At 65.3% G+C, this 17,128-nt stretch carries 14 protein-coding genes and 1 pseudogene; 9 read left to right on the top strand and 6 right to left on the bottom strand.

The window, feature by feature from the left end; genetic code table 11:
* Positions 1-64 precede the first annotated feature (64 nt).
* Both G6P99_RS00850 and G6P99_RS00845 read right to left on the bottom strand, forming a co-directional pair.
* Complete coding sequence (locus tag G6P99_RS00850) at positions 65-961, bottom strand: methylated-DNA--[protein]-cysteine S-methyltransferase (protein WP_029081014.1); 897 nt, start codon at positions 959-961, stop codon at positions 65-67.
* Positions 962-1,092: 131 nt separating this feature from the next.
* Positions 1,093-1,668: a DUF2244 domain-containing protein gene (locus tag G6P99_RS00845; RefSeq protein WP_246709441.1), complete on the bottom strand. Its 576-nt coding sequence runs from the start codon at positions 1,666-1,668 to the stop codon at positions 1,093-1,095.
* A 22-nt stretch (positions 1,669-1,690) separates the two neighbouring features.
* Between G6P99_RS00845 and nth the strand changes: the two genes are divergently transcribed.
* The 6 genes from nth to G6P99_RS00815 all read left to right on the top strand — a co-directional run bounded on the left by nth (position 1,691) and on the right by G6P99_RS00815 (position 8,593).
* Complete coding sequence (nth, locus tag G6P99_RS00840; protein ID WP_029081016.1) at positions 1,691-2,461, top strand: endonuclease III; 771 nt, start codon at positions 1,691-1,693, stop codon at positions 2,459-2,461.
* A 64-nt stretch (positions 2,462-2,525) separates the two neighbouring features.
* The gene (locus G6P99_RS00835) at positions 2,526-3,677 is read left to right on the top strand and encodes an HlyD family secretion protein (protein ID WP_029081017.1); all 1,152 of its coding nucleotides are present in this window, start codon (positions 2,526-2,528) and stop codon (positions 3,675-3,677) included.
* Positions 3,664-5,292: an MFS transporter gene (locus G6P99_RS00830; protein ID WP_029081018.1), complete on the top strand. Its 1,629-nt coding sequence runs from the start codon at positions 3,664-3,666 to the stop codon at positions 5,290-5,292. The genes G6P99_RS00835 and G6P99_RS00830 overlap by 14 nt, the downstream gene beginning before the upstream one ends.
* 165 nt (positions 5,293-5,457) lie before the next feature.
* On the top strand, positions 5,458-6,519 hold the full coding sequence (locus G6P99_RS00825) for a type III polyketide synthase (RefSeq protein WP_029081019.1): 1,062 nt from the start codon (positions 5,458-5,460) through the stop codon (positions 6,517-6,519).
* Positions 6,516-7,028, top strand: coding sequence for an isoprenylcysteine carboxyl methyltransferase family protein (locus G6P99_RS00820; RefSeq protein WP_029081020.1), 513 nt, complete (start codon positions 6,516-6,518; stop codon positions 7,026-7,028). The genes G6P99_RS00825 and G6P99_RS00820 overlap by 4 nt, the downstream gene beginning before the upstream one ends.
* The gene (locus G6P99_RS00815; protein WP_371261172.1) at positions 7,025-8,593 is read left to right on the top strand and encodes a DHA2 family efflux MFS transporter permease subunit; all 1,569 of its coding nucleotides are present in this window, start codon (positions 7,025-7,027) and stop codon (positions 8,591-8,593) included. Before G6P99_RS00820 ends, G6P99_RS00815 begins: the two co-directional genes overlap by 4 nt.
* Here the strand turns inward: G6P99_RS00815 and G6P99_RS00810 are convergent.
* From G6P99_RS00810 to G6P99_RS00800, 3 genes are all read right to left on the bottom strand, one after another.
* The gene (locus tag G6P99_RS00810; protein ID WP_029081022.1) at positions 8,590-9,342 is read right to left on the bottom strand and encodes a sulfate transporter family protein; all 753 of its coding nucleotides are present in this window, start codon (positions 9,340-9,342) and stop codon (positions 8,590-8,592) included. The genes G6P99_RS00815 and G6P99_RS00810 overlap by 4 nt on opposite strands.
* A 79-nt stretch (positions 9,343-9,421) precedes the next feature.
* Entirely contained in the window at positions 9,422-10,834 is a 1,413-nt protein-coding gene (locus tag G6P99_RS00805; protein WP_029081023.1) for an MFS transporter, read from the bottom strand.
* A gap of 184 nt (positions 10,835-11,018) precedes the next feature.
* The gene (locus G6P99_RS00800; RefSeq protein WP_029081024.1) at positions 11,019-11,942 is read right to left on the bottom strand and encodes a LysR family transcriptional regulator; all 924 of its coding nucleotides are present in this window, start codon (positions 11,940-11,942) and stop codon (positions 11,019-11,021) included.
* A 171-nt stretch (positions 11,943-12,113) separates the two neighbouring features.
* Between G6P99_RS00800 and G6P99_RS00795 the strand changes: the two genes are divergently transcribed.
* Together G6P99_RS00795 and G6P99_RS00790 are read left to right on the top strand one after the other, a co-directional pair.
* Positions 12,114-13,283: a CaiB/BaiF CoA transferase family protein gene (locus G6P99_RS00795; RefSeq protein WP_165127000.1), complete on the top strand. Its 1,170-nt coding sequence runs from the start codon at positions 12,114-12,116 to the stop codon at positions 13,281-13,283.
* Between the two features lie 7 nt (positions 13,284-13,290).
* Complete coding sequence (locus G6P99_RS00790) at positions 13,291-14,238, top strand: hydroxymethylglutaryl-CoA lyase (protein ID WP_029081025.1); 948 nt, start codon at positions 13,291-13,293, stop codon at positions 14,236-14,238.
* 103 nt (positions 14,239-14,341) lie between these two features.
* On the opposite strand, the pseudogene nikR reads toward G6P99_RS00790, so the two are convergent.
* A pseudogene (nikR, locus tag G6P99_RS00785) lies at positions 14,342-14,780 on the bottom strand (nickel-responsive transcriptional regulator NikR).
* A 146-nt stretch (positions 14,781-14,926) separates the two neighbouring features.
* On the opposite strand from nikR, the gene G6P99_RS00780 reads away from it, so the two are divergent.
* Positions 14,927-17,125, top strand: a complete 2,199-nt coding sequence (locus tag G6P99_RS00780) for a TonB-dependent receptor (RefSeq protein ID WP_414645515.1) — start codon at positions 14,927-14,929, stop codon at positions 17,123-17,125.
* Positions 17,126-17,128: the final 3 nt, after the last annotated feature.

Raw genomic sequence — 17,128 nt, 5'->3', positions numbered from 1 at the left:
GGCCGTCGACCCTTCGAGACGCGATTCGCGCTCCTCAGGGTGACGGGACCGGGAACGGCTTACCTTAGTGCAACCCCACCTGGCCGGCTTCCCAGCCGAGCATTGCCTGCTTGCGGGTGATGCCCCAGTGATAGCCGGTCAGCGCGCCGCTCTTGCCGAGTGCGCGATGGCAGGGCACCACGAACGACACCGGGTTGCGGCCGACCGCGGCGCCGACGGCGCGCGAGGCCTTCGGGTTGCTGATCTTGCAGGCGATGTCGGAATAGCTCACCGCGCGCCCCATCGGCACCTTGAGCAGCGTTTCCCACACCCGCACCTCGAAGTCGGTGCCGATCAGCACGACGCGCAGCGGCTGGTCCGCCCGCCACAACCTTGTATCGAACACGCGCTGCGCCAATGCGGTGGTGCCGTCGGTGTCCTCGACAAAGGTCGCGTTCGGCCAGCGCCGCTTCATGTCGGCAAAGGAGGTCTGCTCGTCGCCGGGATCGGCGAAGGCAAGCCCCGCGAGCCCGCGGTCCGTTGCGATCACGATCGCGGTGCCGAACGGCGAGGGATGGAAGCCGTAGCGCAGCGTCATGCCGCCGCCGCCGGTCTTCCATTCACCCGGCGACATCGCCTCATGCGTGACGAACAGATCGTGCAGCCGTCCCGGTCCCGACAAACCCGAGTCGAGCGCGGCGTCGAGCACGCTTGCGGAATCGCGCAGCAGGTTCTTGGCGTGATCCAGGGTCAGCGCCTGCATGAAAGCCTTTGGCGTCAGCCCGGCCCAGCGGCGGAACAGATGGTGCAATTCATCCGGCGTGACCGCGGCGGCATCGGCCATCGCTTCGATGGTCGGCTGTGTGCGCCAGTGCTCTGAGATGAACGCGATGGCGCGCCGCACCGAATCATAGTCGCGCAGCGCGGCGTTCTGGGGGCCCGGCTTGGCCAGGCGCTGGTCATGTATGGCGAGTGTCATCATGGTGTCTGATTTAGGAGCCATGGCGCATCCAAACCACCCGATTTCCGACAAGCATGATCCGGACCGGTACGGCCGCGTTAGCGCAAAGTGGGGACCGGTTTTCCGACCGGATCATGCTCAAATGAGCTTACTCAAGCGATGGGGTTGTAGGTCGGGCCGCGTTTCGCGGTGTTCAGCGCAGCCGTCAAGGCTTTGGAAAAGCTAGCCTTTTCATCGGGGCTGAGGAAGCTGCCGATGCTGACCCGGCGGCCCCGGGACACCAGATAAAGCCGCTCGATGCCGAATTCTTGGTGCGAGATCTGCTCAAACCGCACCCAGAGCGGATTGAGTACCCATTCCGCCACATGGCCGCGGTGACTGATCCGGCGGACCCGCAGTTCCGACGGCGTCACCGTGATCTCCTCGCTGGCTCTGGCGGTACGGAAATTGACCTTGAACGCCCAGTAGATCACCAGCACGTCGAGCCCGAAGAAGCCGAAGATCGGCCAGGCGCCCAGCCACCAGAACACCACGCCGGCGATGAAGCTGACCACGGTGACGAACGACATCAGCACGATAAAGCCCGTGCGGTTCAGCGAGCGGTGCGGCGTCAGCAATGCCGAGAACAGCTTTGGCTCGGCCCCGACGTCATCAGCCTCGAGGTCACCAGTCTCAACGTTACTGGCCCTGAGGTCGTCGCTCGGATCAAAGTCGTTGCCTGCGGTCATGACGTATCAGTATATCCCGTTCATGGCCAAAATCATCCGCTCTCAACGCGCCAGCTCATCAAGCGTTCGGTCCGCACCGAAGAAGGCCGCGAAAACGCCAAAGCCGCTGCCCAACCGCGCGGCAAAGACGGCGGCCAAGAAGGCCGCCAAACCAAAGCCGTGGACGGCGGCGGAGGTCTACGAGGCCTTCGACCGGTTCCGCAAAGCCAATCCCGAGCCGAAGGGCGAGCTCGAGCATCTCAACCCCTACACGCTGCTGGTTGCGGTGGTGCTGTCGGCACAGGCGACCGACGCCGGCGTCAACAAGGCGACACGGGCGCTGTTTGCGATCGCCGACACGCCGGAGAAGATGCTTGCGCTCGGCGAAGACAAAGTCCGCGAGTACATCAAGACCATCGGGCTCTATCGCAACAAGGCCAAGAACGTCATCGCGCTTTCTGAGAAGTTGATCGCCGAATTCGGCAGCGAGGTGCCGCGCACGCGCGCCGAGATCGAGTCATTGCCCGGTGCCGGTCGCAAGACCGCGAATGTCGTGCTCAACATGGCATTCGGCGAACACACGATGGCGGTCGACACCCATGTGTTTCGCGTCGGCAACCGCACCGGGCTCGCGCCCGGCAAGACGCCGCTCGAGGTCGAGCTCGGACTCGAGAAGGTGATCCCGGCGGAGTTCTTGCTGCACGCCCATCACTGGCTGATCCTGCATGGCCGCTATACCTGCCTCGCGCGCGGGCCGCGTTGCGATGTATGTCTGATCAATGATCTTTGCCGGTGGCCGGAAAAGACCGTCTGAGCCATGATCGTCATCATGTGCTAACCGGTTGTCTCGCGTTCCGGCGTAACCGAGGGAGTGAGGTGTGACAGAGCAGGTTCAGGGCGGTCCGTCGCAAGCCAGCCAGACCGCGCCCGCACCGGTACCGGCGCCAGCCAAGCCGCAGCCTGCGGCGAACAGTTTCTGGGGCCGCTTCGCCATTCCGCTGTTTGCGGTGCTCGCCGCGCTCACCTTCGTCGCGGTGGCGACCACGCGCTGGGACGCGTGGGTCGGCAGCGCCACGATCCAGACCACCGATGATGCCTATGTGCGGGCCGAGTTGACCCAGCTCTCCAGCCGCGTGTCCGGCGAAGTCCTGACCGTCGCTATCTCCGATTTCCAGCGCGTCAAGGCCGGCGATCTCCTGGTGCAGATCGATCCCGCCGACTACCAGGCGCAGGTAGCGCAGGCCGAGGCCGGCGTGGTCGGCGCGCAGGCCGCGCTCGACAACCTCAACAATCAGGTCGAGCTGCAATACGCGACCATCGCGCAGGCCGAGGCCTCGCGATTATCCGCGGAAGCGCAGCAGACGCTGGCTCGCCAGGAGGAAGAGCGTCAGCAGTCGCTGTCGCAAACCGATGCCGGCACGCGGCAGCGGCTCGAGCAGGCAACCGCATCCTATGCCAAGTCGGAGGCCGACGTGCAGGCCAGCCGCGCGGTGATCGCGGCGCAGCGCCATCAGCTCGAGGTCCTGCAGGGCACCAAGAAGCAGCGCGCCGCCGATCTCGATGCCGCCAAGGCGCTGCTCGCGTCGGCCAGGCTCAAGCTCGGATACACCAAGATCGTCGCGCCGTTCGACGGCGTCACCGGCGAGCGCCAGGTGCAGCCGGGCGACTATGTCAACATCGGCACCAATCTGATCAATGTCGTGCCGCTGCCGAACGTCTACGTGATCGCCAATTACAAGGAAACCCAGCTGACCAACGTCAGACCGGGGCAGCCGGTCGAGGTCACCGTGGATACATTCGCCGGTGAGAGGTTGCGCGGCGTCGTCGAGCGGATCGCGCCGGCGAGCGGATCGCAATTCGCGCTGCTGCCGCCCGACAACGCCACCGGTAACTTCACCAAGGTGGTGCAGCGCATCCCGGTGCGTATCCAGTTCGAGAAGAACCAGCCATTGCTCGAGCGCCTGCTGCCGGGCATGTCGGTCGTGACGCGGATCAACACCGGCGAGGCGGTCGCCAATGGCGGAAAGTGACGACCGCGGTCATGGTCCGGTCTCGCGGGGCGACGTCGCGCGCTATCCGCTGTTCGCCGTGGTCGCGGTGCTGCTCGGCGCGTTCCTGGCGAACTTCGACAGCCGCCTGACCACAGTCGGGTTGCCCGACCTGCGCGGCGCGTTCTCGCTCAGCTTCGACGAGGGTGCCTGGCTCTCGACCGCCGCGATCGGCTCGCAGATCTTCGTCGCACCCGCAGTGGCCTGGCTCGCCACCGCGTTCGGGCTGCGGCGCGTGCTCGGGATCCCGAGCCTGATCTACGCCGTGGTCTCGCTGATCATTCCGTTCGTGCGCGACTACACGACGTTGATCGCGCTCAGCGTCGCGCACGGCATGTTGCTCGGCACCTTCGTGCCGGCGACCCTGATGATCATCCTGCGCAACCTGCCGATCCGCTGGTGGCTGCCGGCGATCGCGATGTATTCGATCCGTGTCGGTTTCGCGCTGGACTCGTCGAGCTCGCTGGTCGGCTATTATGTCGAGCACCTCGGCTGGCAATGGCTGTATTGGCAGGGCGCGGTGGTCGCGCCGCTGATGGGCCTGATGGTCTATCTCGGCACGCCGAACGAGCCCGTCAATCGTGACCTGGTGCGCGATGCCGATTGGGGCGGCATGCTGCTGCTCGGCGCCGGGGTCTCGATGGTCTATGCCGGGCTCGATCAGGGCAACCGGCTGGACTGGCTGGAGTCCGGCACCGTGATGGCGCTCCTGATCGGCGGCGGGCTATTGATCGTCGGCTTCATGATTAACGAGACATTGGTACGCCAGCCCTGGGCGCATTTCAACATCCTATTCTCGCGCAACATCGGGCTCTCACTGATTGTCATCATCTTGTACACTCTGACGAGCCTGTCCAACTCGTCGCTGGTGCCGAATTTTCTCGGCACCATCACGGCGCTGCGGCCGGAGCAGTCGGGCGTGCTGCTGTTCACCTACGGCGCGCTGCCGATGTTCGTGCTGGTGCCGGTTTCGATTGTCCTGCTTCGCCACCTCGATCCGCGCGTCGTCGTGGTGCTCGGCTTCTCGGCGTTCGCGGCCGCCAATCTCTGGGGCACCCAGCTGAGCCACGTCTGGGCGCGGGAGGATTTTGTCGGCATCGTGCTGTTGCTGTCGGTCGGGCAGGCGCTCACGCTGCTGCCGATCATCATGATGGCGCTGTCGAACTCCGATCCGTCACGGGCGACGGCGTTCGCGGCCTATATCCAGATCTGCCGGCTCGGCGGCGCCGAGATCGGCATCGCGCTGATGGGCACCTGGCTGCGGGTTCGCGAGCAGATCCACTCGAACTATCTGGGGCAATACGTTCAGAGCGGCGATGCAGACGTCGTGCACCGGCTGCAGCGGTTGACCGAGGAATTTTCCGGCCACGGCATCGGAGCGGCGACGGGCCGCGCTGTAGGCACGCTCGCGGCGCTGGTGCAGCGCGAGGCCAACACGCTCGCCTATATTGACGGCTTCTGGCTCTGCTTCTGGCTCGCGATGCTGGCGCTGTTCCTGGTCGCCCTGATCAAGCGCGCACCGCCTGGCCCGCTGTCGCCGGTGCCGTTCGGCTTCGTGAAGAACGTGATGCGCAAGTTCGGCACAGCCGCTTCCTGATCGACGTCGGCGCAGTCTTGATTGCGAAAGCGCGGCGCAGACCTCGCAGCGGATGGCGCCGCAGGGTTCAATTTATAGTGAATGCAGTGCATCCACCTGTGTCGTAGGCGCATGAAATATTTTGCTAATCGCGTGGTTCCACAAGCGGGGGGAACTGGAGCCACGATGACCGAGAGACTGCAGACGGCCGCGCTTGTTGCCATGGCGACCGCGGTTCCACCACATCGATTCCACCAGGGACAAGTCCTGCAGGCCGCGCGAAACCTTCTGGCCGACCGCTATCCCGAATTCGAGACGCTCTCCAGCCTGTTCGCCAACACCGGCATTCAGCGTCGCTATGGCGTGAAGCCGATCGAATGGTATCTCGAACGGCGCAGTTGGCCGGAGCGGACGCAAGCCTTTCTCGAGGGGGCGGAGGCGCTGTATGTCGACGTCGCCCGCAAGGCGATCACCCGCGCCGACCTGACCGGCAGCGACATCGATATCGTGGTCACGGTGTGTTCGACCGGCATCGCCACGCCGACGCTGGATGCGCGCGTCGCCGGCAAGCTCGGGCTACGAACGGATGTGTCGCGCGTGCCGGTGTTTGGCCTCGGCTGCGCCGGCGGCGTGTCGGGCCTGTCGATCGCATCGAGGCTGGCGGAAGCGCGGCCGGGTGCCAACGTGCTGCTGGTCGCGCTCGAGCTCTGCACGCTCGCGGTTCGGCACGACGAACTCACCAAGGCGAATATCGTGGCCGCCAGCCTGTTCGGCGATGGCGCCGCCGCGATCGTGCTGCGCGCCGGCGACGGCGGGGCGACGCGGATCGAGGCGACCGGCGAAAAGCTGTGGCCTGATACGCTCGACATCATGGGCTGGACGGTCGATCCGGAAGGATTCGGCGTCGTCTTTCAGCGCACCATTCCGGATTTTGTCCGCGACAACCTTGGGCCGGCCGTTGCCGAAATTCTGGCGCGGATGCAGCTGACGGCCGACGATATCGATCGCTTCCTCTGCCATCCCGGCGGCACCAAGGTCATCGCCGCGCTGGAGCGGGCGCTGAAGCTCGATCAGGGGTGCCTCGATCACGAGCGCGACGTCATCGCCGCATGCGGCAACATGTCGGCCCCGACGGCTCTCTTTGTCCTCGAACGCGCCCGCGCCAAGGGATTGCCGCCCCGCTCGCTGCTCACGGCGCTCGGGCCGGGCTTCACCCTCAGCTGCGTTGCGCTCAGGCACGCGGCGTGAGTTTCGCTTCGATCATCCTTGTCCTGGTCACCTTGCAACGTCTCGGCGAGCTGGTCCTGGCGCGTCGCAACACGGCGCGGCTGCTGGCGCAAGGCGCGATCGAGGTCGGCGCCAATCACTACCCGCTCATTGTGCTGCTTCATGCCGGCTGGCTGATCGCGCTGTGGATCTGGGGCCGCGACCAGGACGTCAATCTGGCCGCGCTCGCGGCCTTTCTGCTGCTGCAAGGTCTGCGGCTGTGGGTGCTAGCCGCGCTCGGGCCGCGATGGACCACGCGGATCATCGTGCTGCCGGGCGCGCCGCTGGTCGCGTCCGGGCCTTATCGGCTTTTCCCGCATCCAAACTATGCCGTCGTCGTCGGTGAAATCGCGCTGCTGCCACTCGCGCTGCATCTGCCGGTGGTGGCGTTGATTTTCACCGCCCTCAATCTCGCGGTGCTTGCCATCCGGATTCGCGCCGAGAGCCGCGCGCTCTTCGTATCGGACTGGCCGCGCCCAGGCACGCCATGAGCGGCCGGGCGGAGCACTGCACCGACAGCCCATCGGCTGCGACCTGGGCCGGCTTTCTGCTGATGTGCCTCGGCATGTTCATGGCGATCCTCGACATCCAGGTCGTCGCGACCTCGTTGCCGACGATCCAGCGCGCGCTTGCGATCTCGCCGGCCGCGATGAGCTGGATCCAGACCGCCTATCTGATCGCGGAGGTGATCGCGATTCCGCTGACCGGATTGTTCACGCATGCGCTGTCGTTGCGATGGCTGTTCGTCATCGCCGTCAGCCTGTTCACCGTCGCGTCCGTCGGCTGCGCCTTCAGCGGCGGCTTTGCCGTGCTGCTGGTATTTCGCGTGCTGCAGGGATTTTCCGGCGGCGTGCTGATCCCCGCGGTGTTCTCCGCCGTGTTCATGCTGTTCCCGGTGCGCCTTCATGCGGTGGCCACCACGATCGGCGGCGTCGTCGCGGTGCTTGCACCGACCATTGGGCCCGTCGTCGGCGGCTGGATCACGCAGACCTGGTCGTGGCCGTGGCTGTTCCTGATCAATGTTGTCCCCGGAATAATTGCGGCTTCGGTCACATCGTTGCTGCTCCCGAAGCAGGGCATGCAGCTCCGCACGTTCTCCAGGCTGGACGAAGGGGCGCTTGTCCTGCTCGCGGCGGCGCTCGCAAGCTTCATGATCGGTCTGAAGGAAGCGCCGCAACGCGGCTGGCTCTCGATGCTTTGCGTGAGCTTGCTGATCGGAAGCATTGCCGGGATGGCGCTGCTGATCCGACGCACGCTCCGCGCAGCGTATCCGATTGCACAATTGACCCTATTCAAGCGGCGTTCGTTCGCGGTCGGTTGCGCCCTGAGCTTCTGTCTCGGCATCGGCCTCTATGGATCGACCTATCTGATGCCGGTGTTTCTCGGCTTCGTCCGCCGCCATGATGCCTTCGAGATCGGCACGATCATGCTGGTCACCGGAGTTGCGCAGCTGATCGCAGCGCCGCTCGCGGCAATCCTCGAAAGCCGCATCGGCGCGCGGTGGTTGACCGGCGCGGGCTTCGCCTTGTTCGCGCTCGGTCTCGGCCTCAGCGCGTTTCAGCCCCGCACGGCGGATTTCGACGAGATGTTCTGGCCGCAGATCGTGCGCGGCGTCGCGATCATGTTCTGCCTGCTGCCGCCGACGCGTATTGCGTTGGGCGCCCTGCCGGAGGCGGAAGTCGCAGACGCCAGCGGACTGTTCAACCTGATGCGCAATCTGGGTGGCGCGATCGGGATCGCCCTGATCGACACCATCCTCTACGGGCGAAGCTCGATCTATGGCGAGGACTTCCGTGCGCGGTTGCTGGCAGGCGATGTCAGCGCGGCGCAGGCGATCGGGCTCGATCCGAAGTTGTTGATCGACCGTCTGCCGGGGCCGCCGGATGAAGCGACAATCGCGTTCATCCGGCCGTTGGTCGAGCGGGCATCGCTGGCGCTCACCGTCAACGAGGCATGGGCGATGCTCGCCGGCGTGGCGATCGTGGGGCTGCTGCTGGTGCCATTGGCGCGCGATCGGACACCCGCATCACTGCAGGTGCCTCCGGATGCGGCCTAGATGGAGGGCACGTTGCTTCGCCGTGCCGGCTCGATCACCTCGCGCCGGGGACCTGACAGCCGCTTGTACATGTGCACCATGAACGCCATGCCGAACAGCGGTGTCGCCAGATTGACGATCGGGATCGAGACGAAGGCCGCAATGAACAGGCCGGCGGTGAACACCGTCGCCGCGTTCTCCTTGCGCATCGCCTTGGCGTCATCAGGCGAGCGGAACCGCATCGCCGCAAGCTCGAAATATTCGCGACCCAGCAGCCAAGCGGTCGCGATGAAGAAGATGATGAAGCCCGCGCCCGCGAACAGCACGAACGGCAGCGCGACCAGGTAGACCAAAATCGTCAGCAGCGCCGTCTTGACGCCCTCGATCGTTGCGACCGTGACCGGCAGCGCCGTGCCGGGATGGTCGGCCGGATAGTGCTCGCGCTCGACATGGTCGGCGACGCCGTCGACAAACAGGCTCGCCACCAGCGAGGTGATCGCGGGCATCAGGAAGATGCCGCCGAGCACGACGCCGAGCCCTGCCGAGATCGAGATGATCCAGGACAGCACGTGCAGCGTGGAATGGAAGTTGGGGCCGAGTATGCCTTCGGCCCAGAGCTCGCCAGTATCGGCAAACCAGCTCAGCAGCCGCTGCAAGCCGATCGCCAGCACGGTGATCAGCACCAGCGCAAGCCCGATCGAACGCCACAGGATCGTGCGCATCGGCGGCGACAGGATTTGCGAAAGCGCCTTGACGGCGGCGTCCAACATGACTGGGTTACCTCTGCAGAATGACGAGCGCAGAGGTAGACACCCAATATGGCTTCGGCAAGTGCCGTTTATGTCGCGATCAGGCGTCGAGCGGCTTGCCGCGGACGTTGGGTCCCCAGACACCGACAGCAACGATCACGATGAGCATCGCCGCGGTGATCAGGCCGAACACCCCGCTGACGCCGGCCTCCTTCAACATGAACGCCACGATGAAGCCGGAGAAGGTCGCGCTGAGCCGGCTCATCGAATAGACCAGCCCCGCGGCGCGGGCCCGGATCGCGGTCGGGAATACCTCGGTCTGATAGGCGTGGTAAGCGTAGGACAGCGTCATGTTGGCCCCCGTCACCAGCACGCCGCTGGCGATCAGCAGCACCGGCTCGGTGAGCTGCGCGAACGCAAGGCCGAACACCGAGATCGCGGCGGCCGCGCCGCAAATGATCCATTTGCGCTCGAAGCGGTCGGCAAAGGTCGCGGCCAAGAGCGGCGCCAGCGGATAGGCGAAGGCGATGATGAAGGAATATTGCAGGCTCTTGGTGACGTTGATGCCCTTCTCGACCAGCAGCGCCGGAACCCAGTTGGAAAAGCCGTAGACGCCGAACGCCTGGCAGAAATTGAAGATCATGAACAGCACGACGAGCGAGGCGTAAGGCGGCCTGAACAGGTCGGCGTAGCCGGTCCTGCCCGGCGCACGTGCCGGCACCATCGCGACCGTGGGGGCGGGGCGCGGAGCAGCCGCACCCGATGAGGCCTCGAGCGTCCGCATGATCCTCTCTGCCTCGGCAACGCGGCCGTGGCTGGCCAGCCAGAGCGGGCTTTCCGGCACGTAGAGCCGCAGCACCCAGATCACCATGCTGGCGGCCGCGCCGATCAGCACGACCCAGCGCCAGCCGTCGATGCCATAAGGCGTGAGCGGCACCAGCCACCATGCAAGTGCGGCGACGATCGGCACCGCCGACAGCATCACCGCCTGGTTGATCGCAAAGGCCCGGCCGCGCATCCAGCTCGGCACCAGCTCGGTGATGTAGGCGTCGATGGTGATGATCTCGATGCCGATCCCGATTCCGGCGACGAAGCGCCACAGCAACAGGCCGCCCGGCGTGGTCTGGCACGCCATGATGATCGAGGCCGCGCTGTAGAACAGCAGTGAATAGGTGAAGACGGCCTTGCGGCCGTAACGATCGGCGAGGAAGCCGAGGCAGAAGGTGCCGATGAAGAGACCGGCGAAGGTCGCGGCGACGAACGCGCCGATGCCGGAGAAGCCGAAGAAGGCCTGCGTCGTTGTGGTCATCAGCCCGCTGCGGGCGAGGCCCGGCGCAATGTAGCCGGTGAAGAACAGGTCATAGATCTCGAAGCAGCCGCCGAGCGAGAGCAGGATCACCAGCCGCCAGACATAGGCGGAGGTGGGCAGCACCTCGAGCCGCCGCGAAATCTCGTCGGGCCCGACTGTCGTGTTGGCGAGATCGGCAACCGAGCCGAGTTCGACGGCGCTCAATGATGATCCTCCCGTATGGTCGACGGCCGCCCTTCTTGTGAGGTCGTGCCGGTCCCGCATGTTTGGCAGCCGGAAGCCAGAAATCCAGACGAACATATCGAAGGAATCGTTCGATATTTTCGATAGCGCTGTTTCTGACGCGCTTTCCTCACGCGAACCGGTGCCGACTGCTCTCGAAAGCGCTTTAGATCAGGAGCGTGGCCTCCCAGGCGCCGCGCCCGACCTGTTCGGCGATCAGGGAGCGGATCAGCCGGCACATCTCCTCCATGACATAGGTCATCGGCCGGTTGCGCAGGCGGCACAGATAGAGCGTGCGGCTCAGCTTGGGTTCGATCACCTCGCGTGCGACCAGCGCCCCCGCCTGCAACGGCTCCCGCACGAAGTGCGTCGTCGCGATCGTGCAGCCGAGGCCCGCGGTCAAGGCGCCGATCATGCCGCTGGTCGAATTGAGATGCAGGATGGCGTTGGCCTCCAGCCGCTTCAGCGGCACGGGGTCGTCCAGCAGGGCGCGGGCCGACAGCCCATGCCGGAGCAGGATCAGCGGCAGCTGGGCCACCTGCTCGAACGTGATCGGTCCCTTCTTGCCGATCAATTTCTCGGTACCGACGCAGAACATCTGCTCCTCCAGCACCGGCTCGGCGATCAGATCCTTTTCCGAGGGCGGATTGTAGACCAGCGCCAGGTCGACCTCCGAGCTCATCAAATGCAGCAGTGTCGCGCCCGAGAGACTTTCGGTCAGCGCCAGCTTCAGGTTCGGATACTTCGTCAGCACCGTCCGCATCAACGGCACGCCGATCGCCTTCATCCCGGAATTGGCCATGCCGATCGAGATCTCACCGGCAATCGCGCTGCCGCCTTCCTTGATCTCGCGCTCGGCCGCCGCCATCGCTCGCAGGATGATGCGGGCATGCTCATAGAGCCGCTCGCCCGCCGCGGTTGGTTCCATGCCGCGCGGCTTGCGCTCGAACAGCGGCGTGGCGAATTCCGCCTCGAGATTGGCGATGTGATGGCTCAGCGCGGATTGCGCGACATTGGCCTGATCCGCCGCCCGCGACAGGTTGCGCTGCTCGTAAACCGCGATGAAATAGCGAAGCTGGCGCGAATCCATGAGGGCTCAGCGTTCTAGAACCGCGAATACACTATTCGACAGATTATATTTTTCAGATAGCGTGCGGAAGCCTAACCTGCGCCGATAGCAAAGCGTTTTCGAGCGAAGTGGACACCGGTTCGCGTGAAGAAAACGCGTCAGAACAAGAGCGCAACGAGCACGGAGAAACCGATGACCAGGAGCGGACTGCCGCTGGAGGGCGTGAGGGTCGTCGAGATGACCCACATGGTGATGGGGCCGACCTGCGGGATGATCCTTGCGCAACTCGGCGCCGAGGTGATCAAGGTCGAACCCCCCGCCGGCGACAAGACCCGCTCGCTTGGCGGCATGGGCGTGTCGTTCTTCCCGCTGTTCAACCGCGGCAAGCGCAGCGTCGTGCTGGATTTCGCAAAGCCCGAGGACCGCGACACGATGCACCGGCTGCTCGCCGGCGCCGACGTGTTCCTGGAGAATTTTCGCGACGGCCAGCTCGACAAGCAGGGTCTTGGCGCCGAGGAGCTGCGCGCGAAATATCCGCAGCTGATCATCGCCGGCCACAAGGGCTTTCTGTCCGGCCCTTACGATCATCGCCCGGCGCTCGACGAGGTCGTGCAGATGATGTCGGGCCTCGCGGCGATGACCGGCACACGCGACAAACCGCAGCGCGTCGGTTCCTCCGCCAACGACATCATGGGCGGCATGTTCGGTGTGATCTCGATCCTGGCCGCGCTCTACCAGAAGCGGGGCGGCAACAGGAACGGCGCGGATATTCGCATCGGCCTGTTCGAGAACTGCCTGTTCTTGGTCGCCCAGCACATGGTCGAGTACGAGATGACCGGGCGTAAGCCGCGCTCGATGCCGGAGCGCGAGCATGCCTGGCCGATCTACGACATCTTCGATGCCGCCGGCGGCGATCGCATCTTCATCGGGGTCGTCACCGAAGGTCATTGGCAGAGCTTCTGCCGCGAGTTTGGCCTGACGGAATTCGCCGACGATCCGACGCTGCGCTCCACTACGGACCGCATCATGGCGCGCGACCGGATCATTCCGCGTGTCGCCGAGGTGATCAAAGGCTGGAACGTGGCCGATCTGTCGGCGAGGCTCGACGCGCTCAACATCTGCTTCTCGCCGATCAACCGGCCCGAAGATTTGTTGCAGGACCCGCATGTGCTGCGGCCCGGCGGCCTCGTCAACAACGTGAACGCCGACGGCAAGCCGTTCCGCGTCCCCGCGCTGCCGGTCGAATGGAACGGTAGCAATATCGGCGAAGGATTGAGAGTGCCGGTGCTTGGCGCCGATACCGACGCGGTCCGCGCCGAGCTCGCACAACAAAAGATTTCATCAACCGGAAACGCTGCGTGAGGCTGACATGACCCGCGTCCACGATATCTATCCCAACGACAAGGTAACCTTGCGGGAAGTCGGCCTGCGCGACGGCTTGCAGCTCGTCAAGACATTCCCGTCGACCGCGGCGAAGCAGCGCTGGGTGCGCGACGAATATGCCGCGGGCGTCCGGCATTTCGAGGTCGGTTCGTTCCTGCCGGCAAAAACCTTTCCGCAGTTCGTCGATGTCCGCGACGTCGTCACGACCATTGCCGCGCTGCCTGGCGCGCACGGCGTCGCGCTGGCGCTGAACGAGCGCGGCGTCAACGAGGCGCTGGCCTCCGGCGTCGCCGAGATCGCCTCCGTGGCGTCGGCGACCGAGGAGCACAGCCAGGCCAATGCCAACCGCTCGCGCGAGTCCGCGATCGAGAACATCAAGCGGCTCTGCGAGCTGCGCGACGCCAGCGCGCACAAGCCCGTGGTCAATGCCGCGATCTCGATGGCGCTGGGCTGCTCGATCGTCGGTGCCGTCGATCCTAGGGAGGTGCTGCGCCTCACCGAGAAGCTGTACGAGGCCGGCGTCGACATGGTCGCAATCGCCGATACCGTCGGCTATGCGGGGCCGAAGCAGGTCGGCGAGCTGACGCGGGGCGCGGTCAAGATCGCCGGATCGAAGCCGGTCTGTGTCCATCTGCACGACACCCGCGGCATGGGCATCGCCAACGCCTCCGCCGCGCTCGACGAGGGCGCCCGCGTGCTCGACGGTTCGCTCGGCGGCCTCGGCGGCTGCCCGTTCGCACCAGGTGCCACCGGCAATGTCGTGTTCGAGGATCTCGTCTTCCTCTGCGAGAGCAAGGGATTTTCGACCGGCATCGATCTCGACCGGCTGATCGCGGTGCGCGCGATCCTGAAATCCGAGATGCCGGGCGAAGCGCTCTATGGCGGCCTCGCCCGCGCCGGTCTGCCGAGCGGCACCAAGGCGAGGGCGGCGTAGCAAATTCATTGCGTAGCCCGGATGGAGCGAAGCGAAATCCGGGACGGTCCATCCGCGGACGCAAGGCCCCGGATTGCGCTGCGCTCCATCCGGGCTACGAAGTTCAATCATGCCGATGCCCGCGCTTGCGCGGCTTCTTGTCCGGGGCGGTCGGGATCATCACGACGTGGCCGTAACGCACGCCGCGTTCGGCGATGATGTGATCGGCGAAAATGCCGGACCTCGCCGCTGGCGCCCTTCAGCGCCGTCACCTCCAGGCAGCTGTCGTCGTCGAGATGGACGTGCAGCGTCGCCAGCGACAGGTCGTGATGGCCGTGAAAATTCTGCACCAGCCGCTTCGACAGGTCGCGCGCGGCGTGATCATAGACATAGACCAGCGCCGCGACGCATTGCCCTGACGGCGTTTCCTCCGCGCTCTGCTGCAGGCCGGCGCGCGCCAGGTCGCGGATGATCTCGGAGCGGTTCTGATAGCCGCGCGCCGCGGCGGCGGCGTCGATCTCCGCGAGCAGATCATCCTCGATGGTGATGGTGATGCGTTGCATGGACTATCCGTGTTGGCAGGCCGCCGCGGCGGTATGACATTTTTCTTGTAACGTCATACCGTGCTTGCTAGCGTCGCGTCGCCGGGTTGGTTGGGCTGGTGCGGTCGTCGCGTGACTGTAGCAGGTATCATGCGGGGGCACGGGCGTTGCGTCGGACTGTATGGCGGATATTTCCCGCCGCCGCATCCATTGCAGCCTTTGCGCCCGCTGCCGAAGCGCAAACCGTCGACGCGCCCGGCCAGCTGCCACCGGTGACGGTGACGTCGCCCGATCAGGCGAAGCCCAAACACGCCAAGCCGTCCCAGCGTCCGCACCATGTCGCCGCCGGCGGCCGCGTGCCAGCCGCGCCGCAACCGAGCCAGTCCACCTCTGCGACCAACGGAATCACCGGCGGCTCCGCAACGGTGTCTTCCAGCCTGCAGCCGACGGCAGCCAGTGCGCGGCAGATCAGCGGCGACGAAGTGAATGCACGGCCGGTCTCGCGCGTCGGCGAAGTTCTGGAGGCGGTGCCGGGCCTGATCGTCACCCAGCATTCCGGCGAAGGCAAAGCCAACCAGTATTTCCTGCGCGGCTTCAATCTCGACCACGGCACCGATCTCGCCATCACCGTCGACGGCATGCCGGTCAACATGCCGACCCATGGTCACGGCCAGGGCTACGCGGACATCAACTTCCTCATCCCGGAGCTGATCCAGTCGATGGATGTCCGCAAGGGTCCGTACTACGCCGACAAAGGCGACTTCGCCTCCGCCGGCGCCGTCGACATCAACTATCTGAGCAGGCTGCCGAAGAACATCGTGGAGCTGACCGCCGGCAGCTTCGGCTATCAGCGCGCGATGGCCGCGGGCTCGACCAAGGTCGGTGACGGCACGATGCTCGCAGCCTTCGAGGCCAACAAATATAACGGCCCGTGGGACGTGCCCGACGACATCCGCAAGCTGAACGGCGTGCTGCGCTACAGCCGGGGTACCGCGACCGACGGCTTCTCGCTGACCGCGATGGCCTATTCCAATGGCTGGAATTCGACCGACCAGGTGGCGCAGCGCGCGATCGACCAGGGCCTGATCGACCGCTACGGCTCGCTCAATCCGACCGACGGCGGCACCTCCAGCCGCTTCAGCCTGTCGGGCAATTGGGCGCAGGCGAGCGAGTACGGGCAGACCAAACTCAACGCCTATGTGATCCGCTCCTCGCTGCAGCTCTACAACGACTTCACCTATTTTCTCGACGATCCCGTCAATGGCGACCAGTTCAGCCAGACCGACAGGCGCACCGTCTATGGCATCGACGCCAGCCACGCCGTTGATATCAGTGTCGCCGGCATCGACACCCAGACGCGGGTCGGGGTGCAGACCCGCTACGACGACATCAATGTCGGCCTGTTCAAGACCGCGCAGCGCGAGATCCTCTCCACCGTGCGCAACGACCAGGTCCAGGAGGGCAGCGTCGGGCTGTGGGCCGATACGACCGCGCGCTGGACCGACTGGCTGCGCACCACCGTCGGCATCCGCGAGGATTATTTCGCCGGCCACGTGCTGAGCGACACGCCGCAGAATTCCGGCAACGCGCAGGCGGCGATGACGAGCCCGAAGGCCGGCATCGTGCTCGGTCCCTGGGGCAAGACCGAGTTCTACGGCAATGCCGGCTTCGGCCTGCACTCCAATGACATCAGGGGCGCGACCATCACGGTCGATCCCAACGACAAGGTCACGCCGCTCGATCGCGTGCCGCTTTTGGTGCGCTCGAAGGGCGCCGAGCTCGGCATCCGCACCAAGGCGATCGAAGGCCTGACCTCGTCGCTCGCGGTGTTCGTGCTCGACTTCGATTCCGAGCTGCTGTTCGTCGGCGATGCCGGCACCACCGAGCCGAGCCGGCCGAGCCGGCGGGTCGGCGTCGAGTGGACCAATCAGTACAAGCTCTCGCCGTGGATGAGCCTCGATTTCGACCTCGCCTATACCCGCGCCCCTTTTACCGATTTCGATCCGGTCGGCAATTTCATTCCCGGCGCACCAGCATGGGTCGCCAGCGGCGGCGTCACTTTCGGCCGGGAGAGCGGCTGGTTCGGCAGCCTGCGCGCCCGCTATTTCGGCCCGCGCCCGCTGATCGAGGATGATCGCGTCCGCTCGCTGTCGTCGTTCATCGTCAACGCCCGCGCCGGCTACAAATTCGACAACGGGATGCGGCTGCAGCTCGACGTCCTCAATCTCTTCAACGCACAGACCAACCAGATCGAATATTACTATCTGTCGCGGCTGCCGGGCGAACCGATCGACGGCGTCGCCGACCGCCATGTGCATCCCGCCGAACCGCTTGCCGTGAGGCTGACGCCGGCGGCGACGTTTTGAACG

This window comes from Bradyrhizobium sp. 6(2017) (assembly GCF_011058295.2).
Taxonomy (GTDB): domain Bacteria; phylum Pseudomonadota; class Alphaproteobacteria; order Rhizobiales; family Xanthobacteraceae; genus Bradyrhizobium; species Bradyrhizobium septentrionale.
This window is presented reverse-complemented; position numbering and strand designations above follow the sequence as displayed.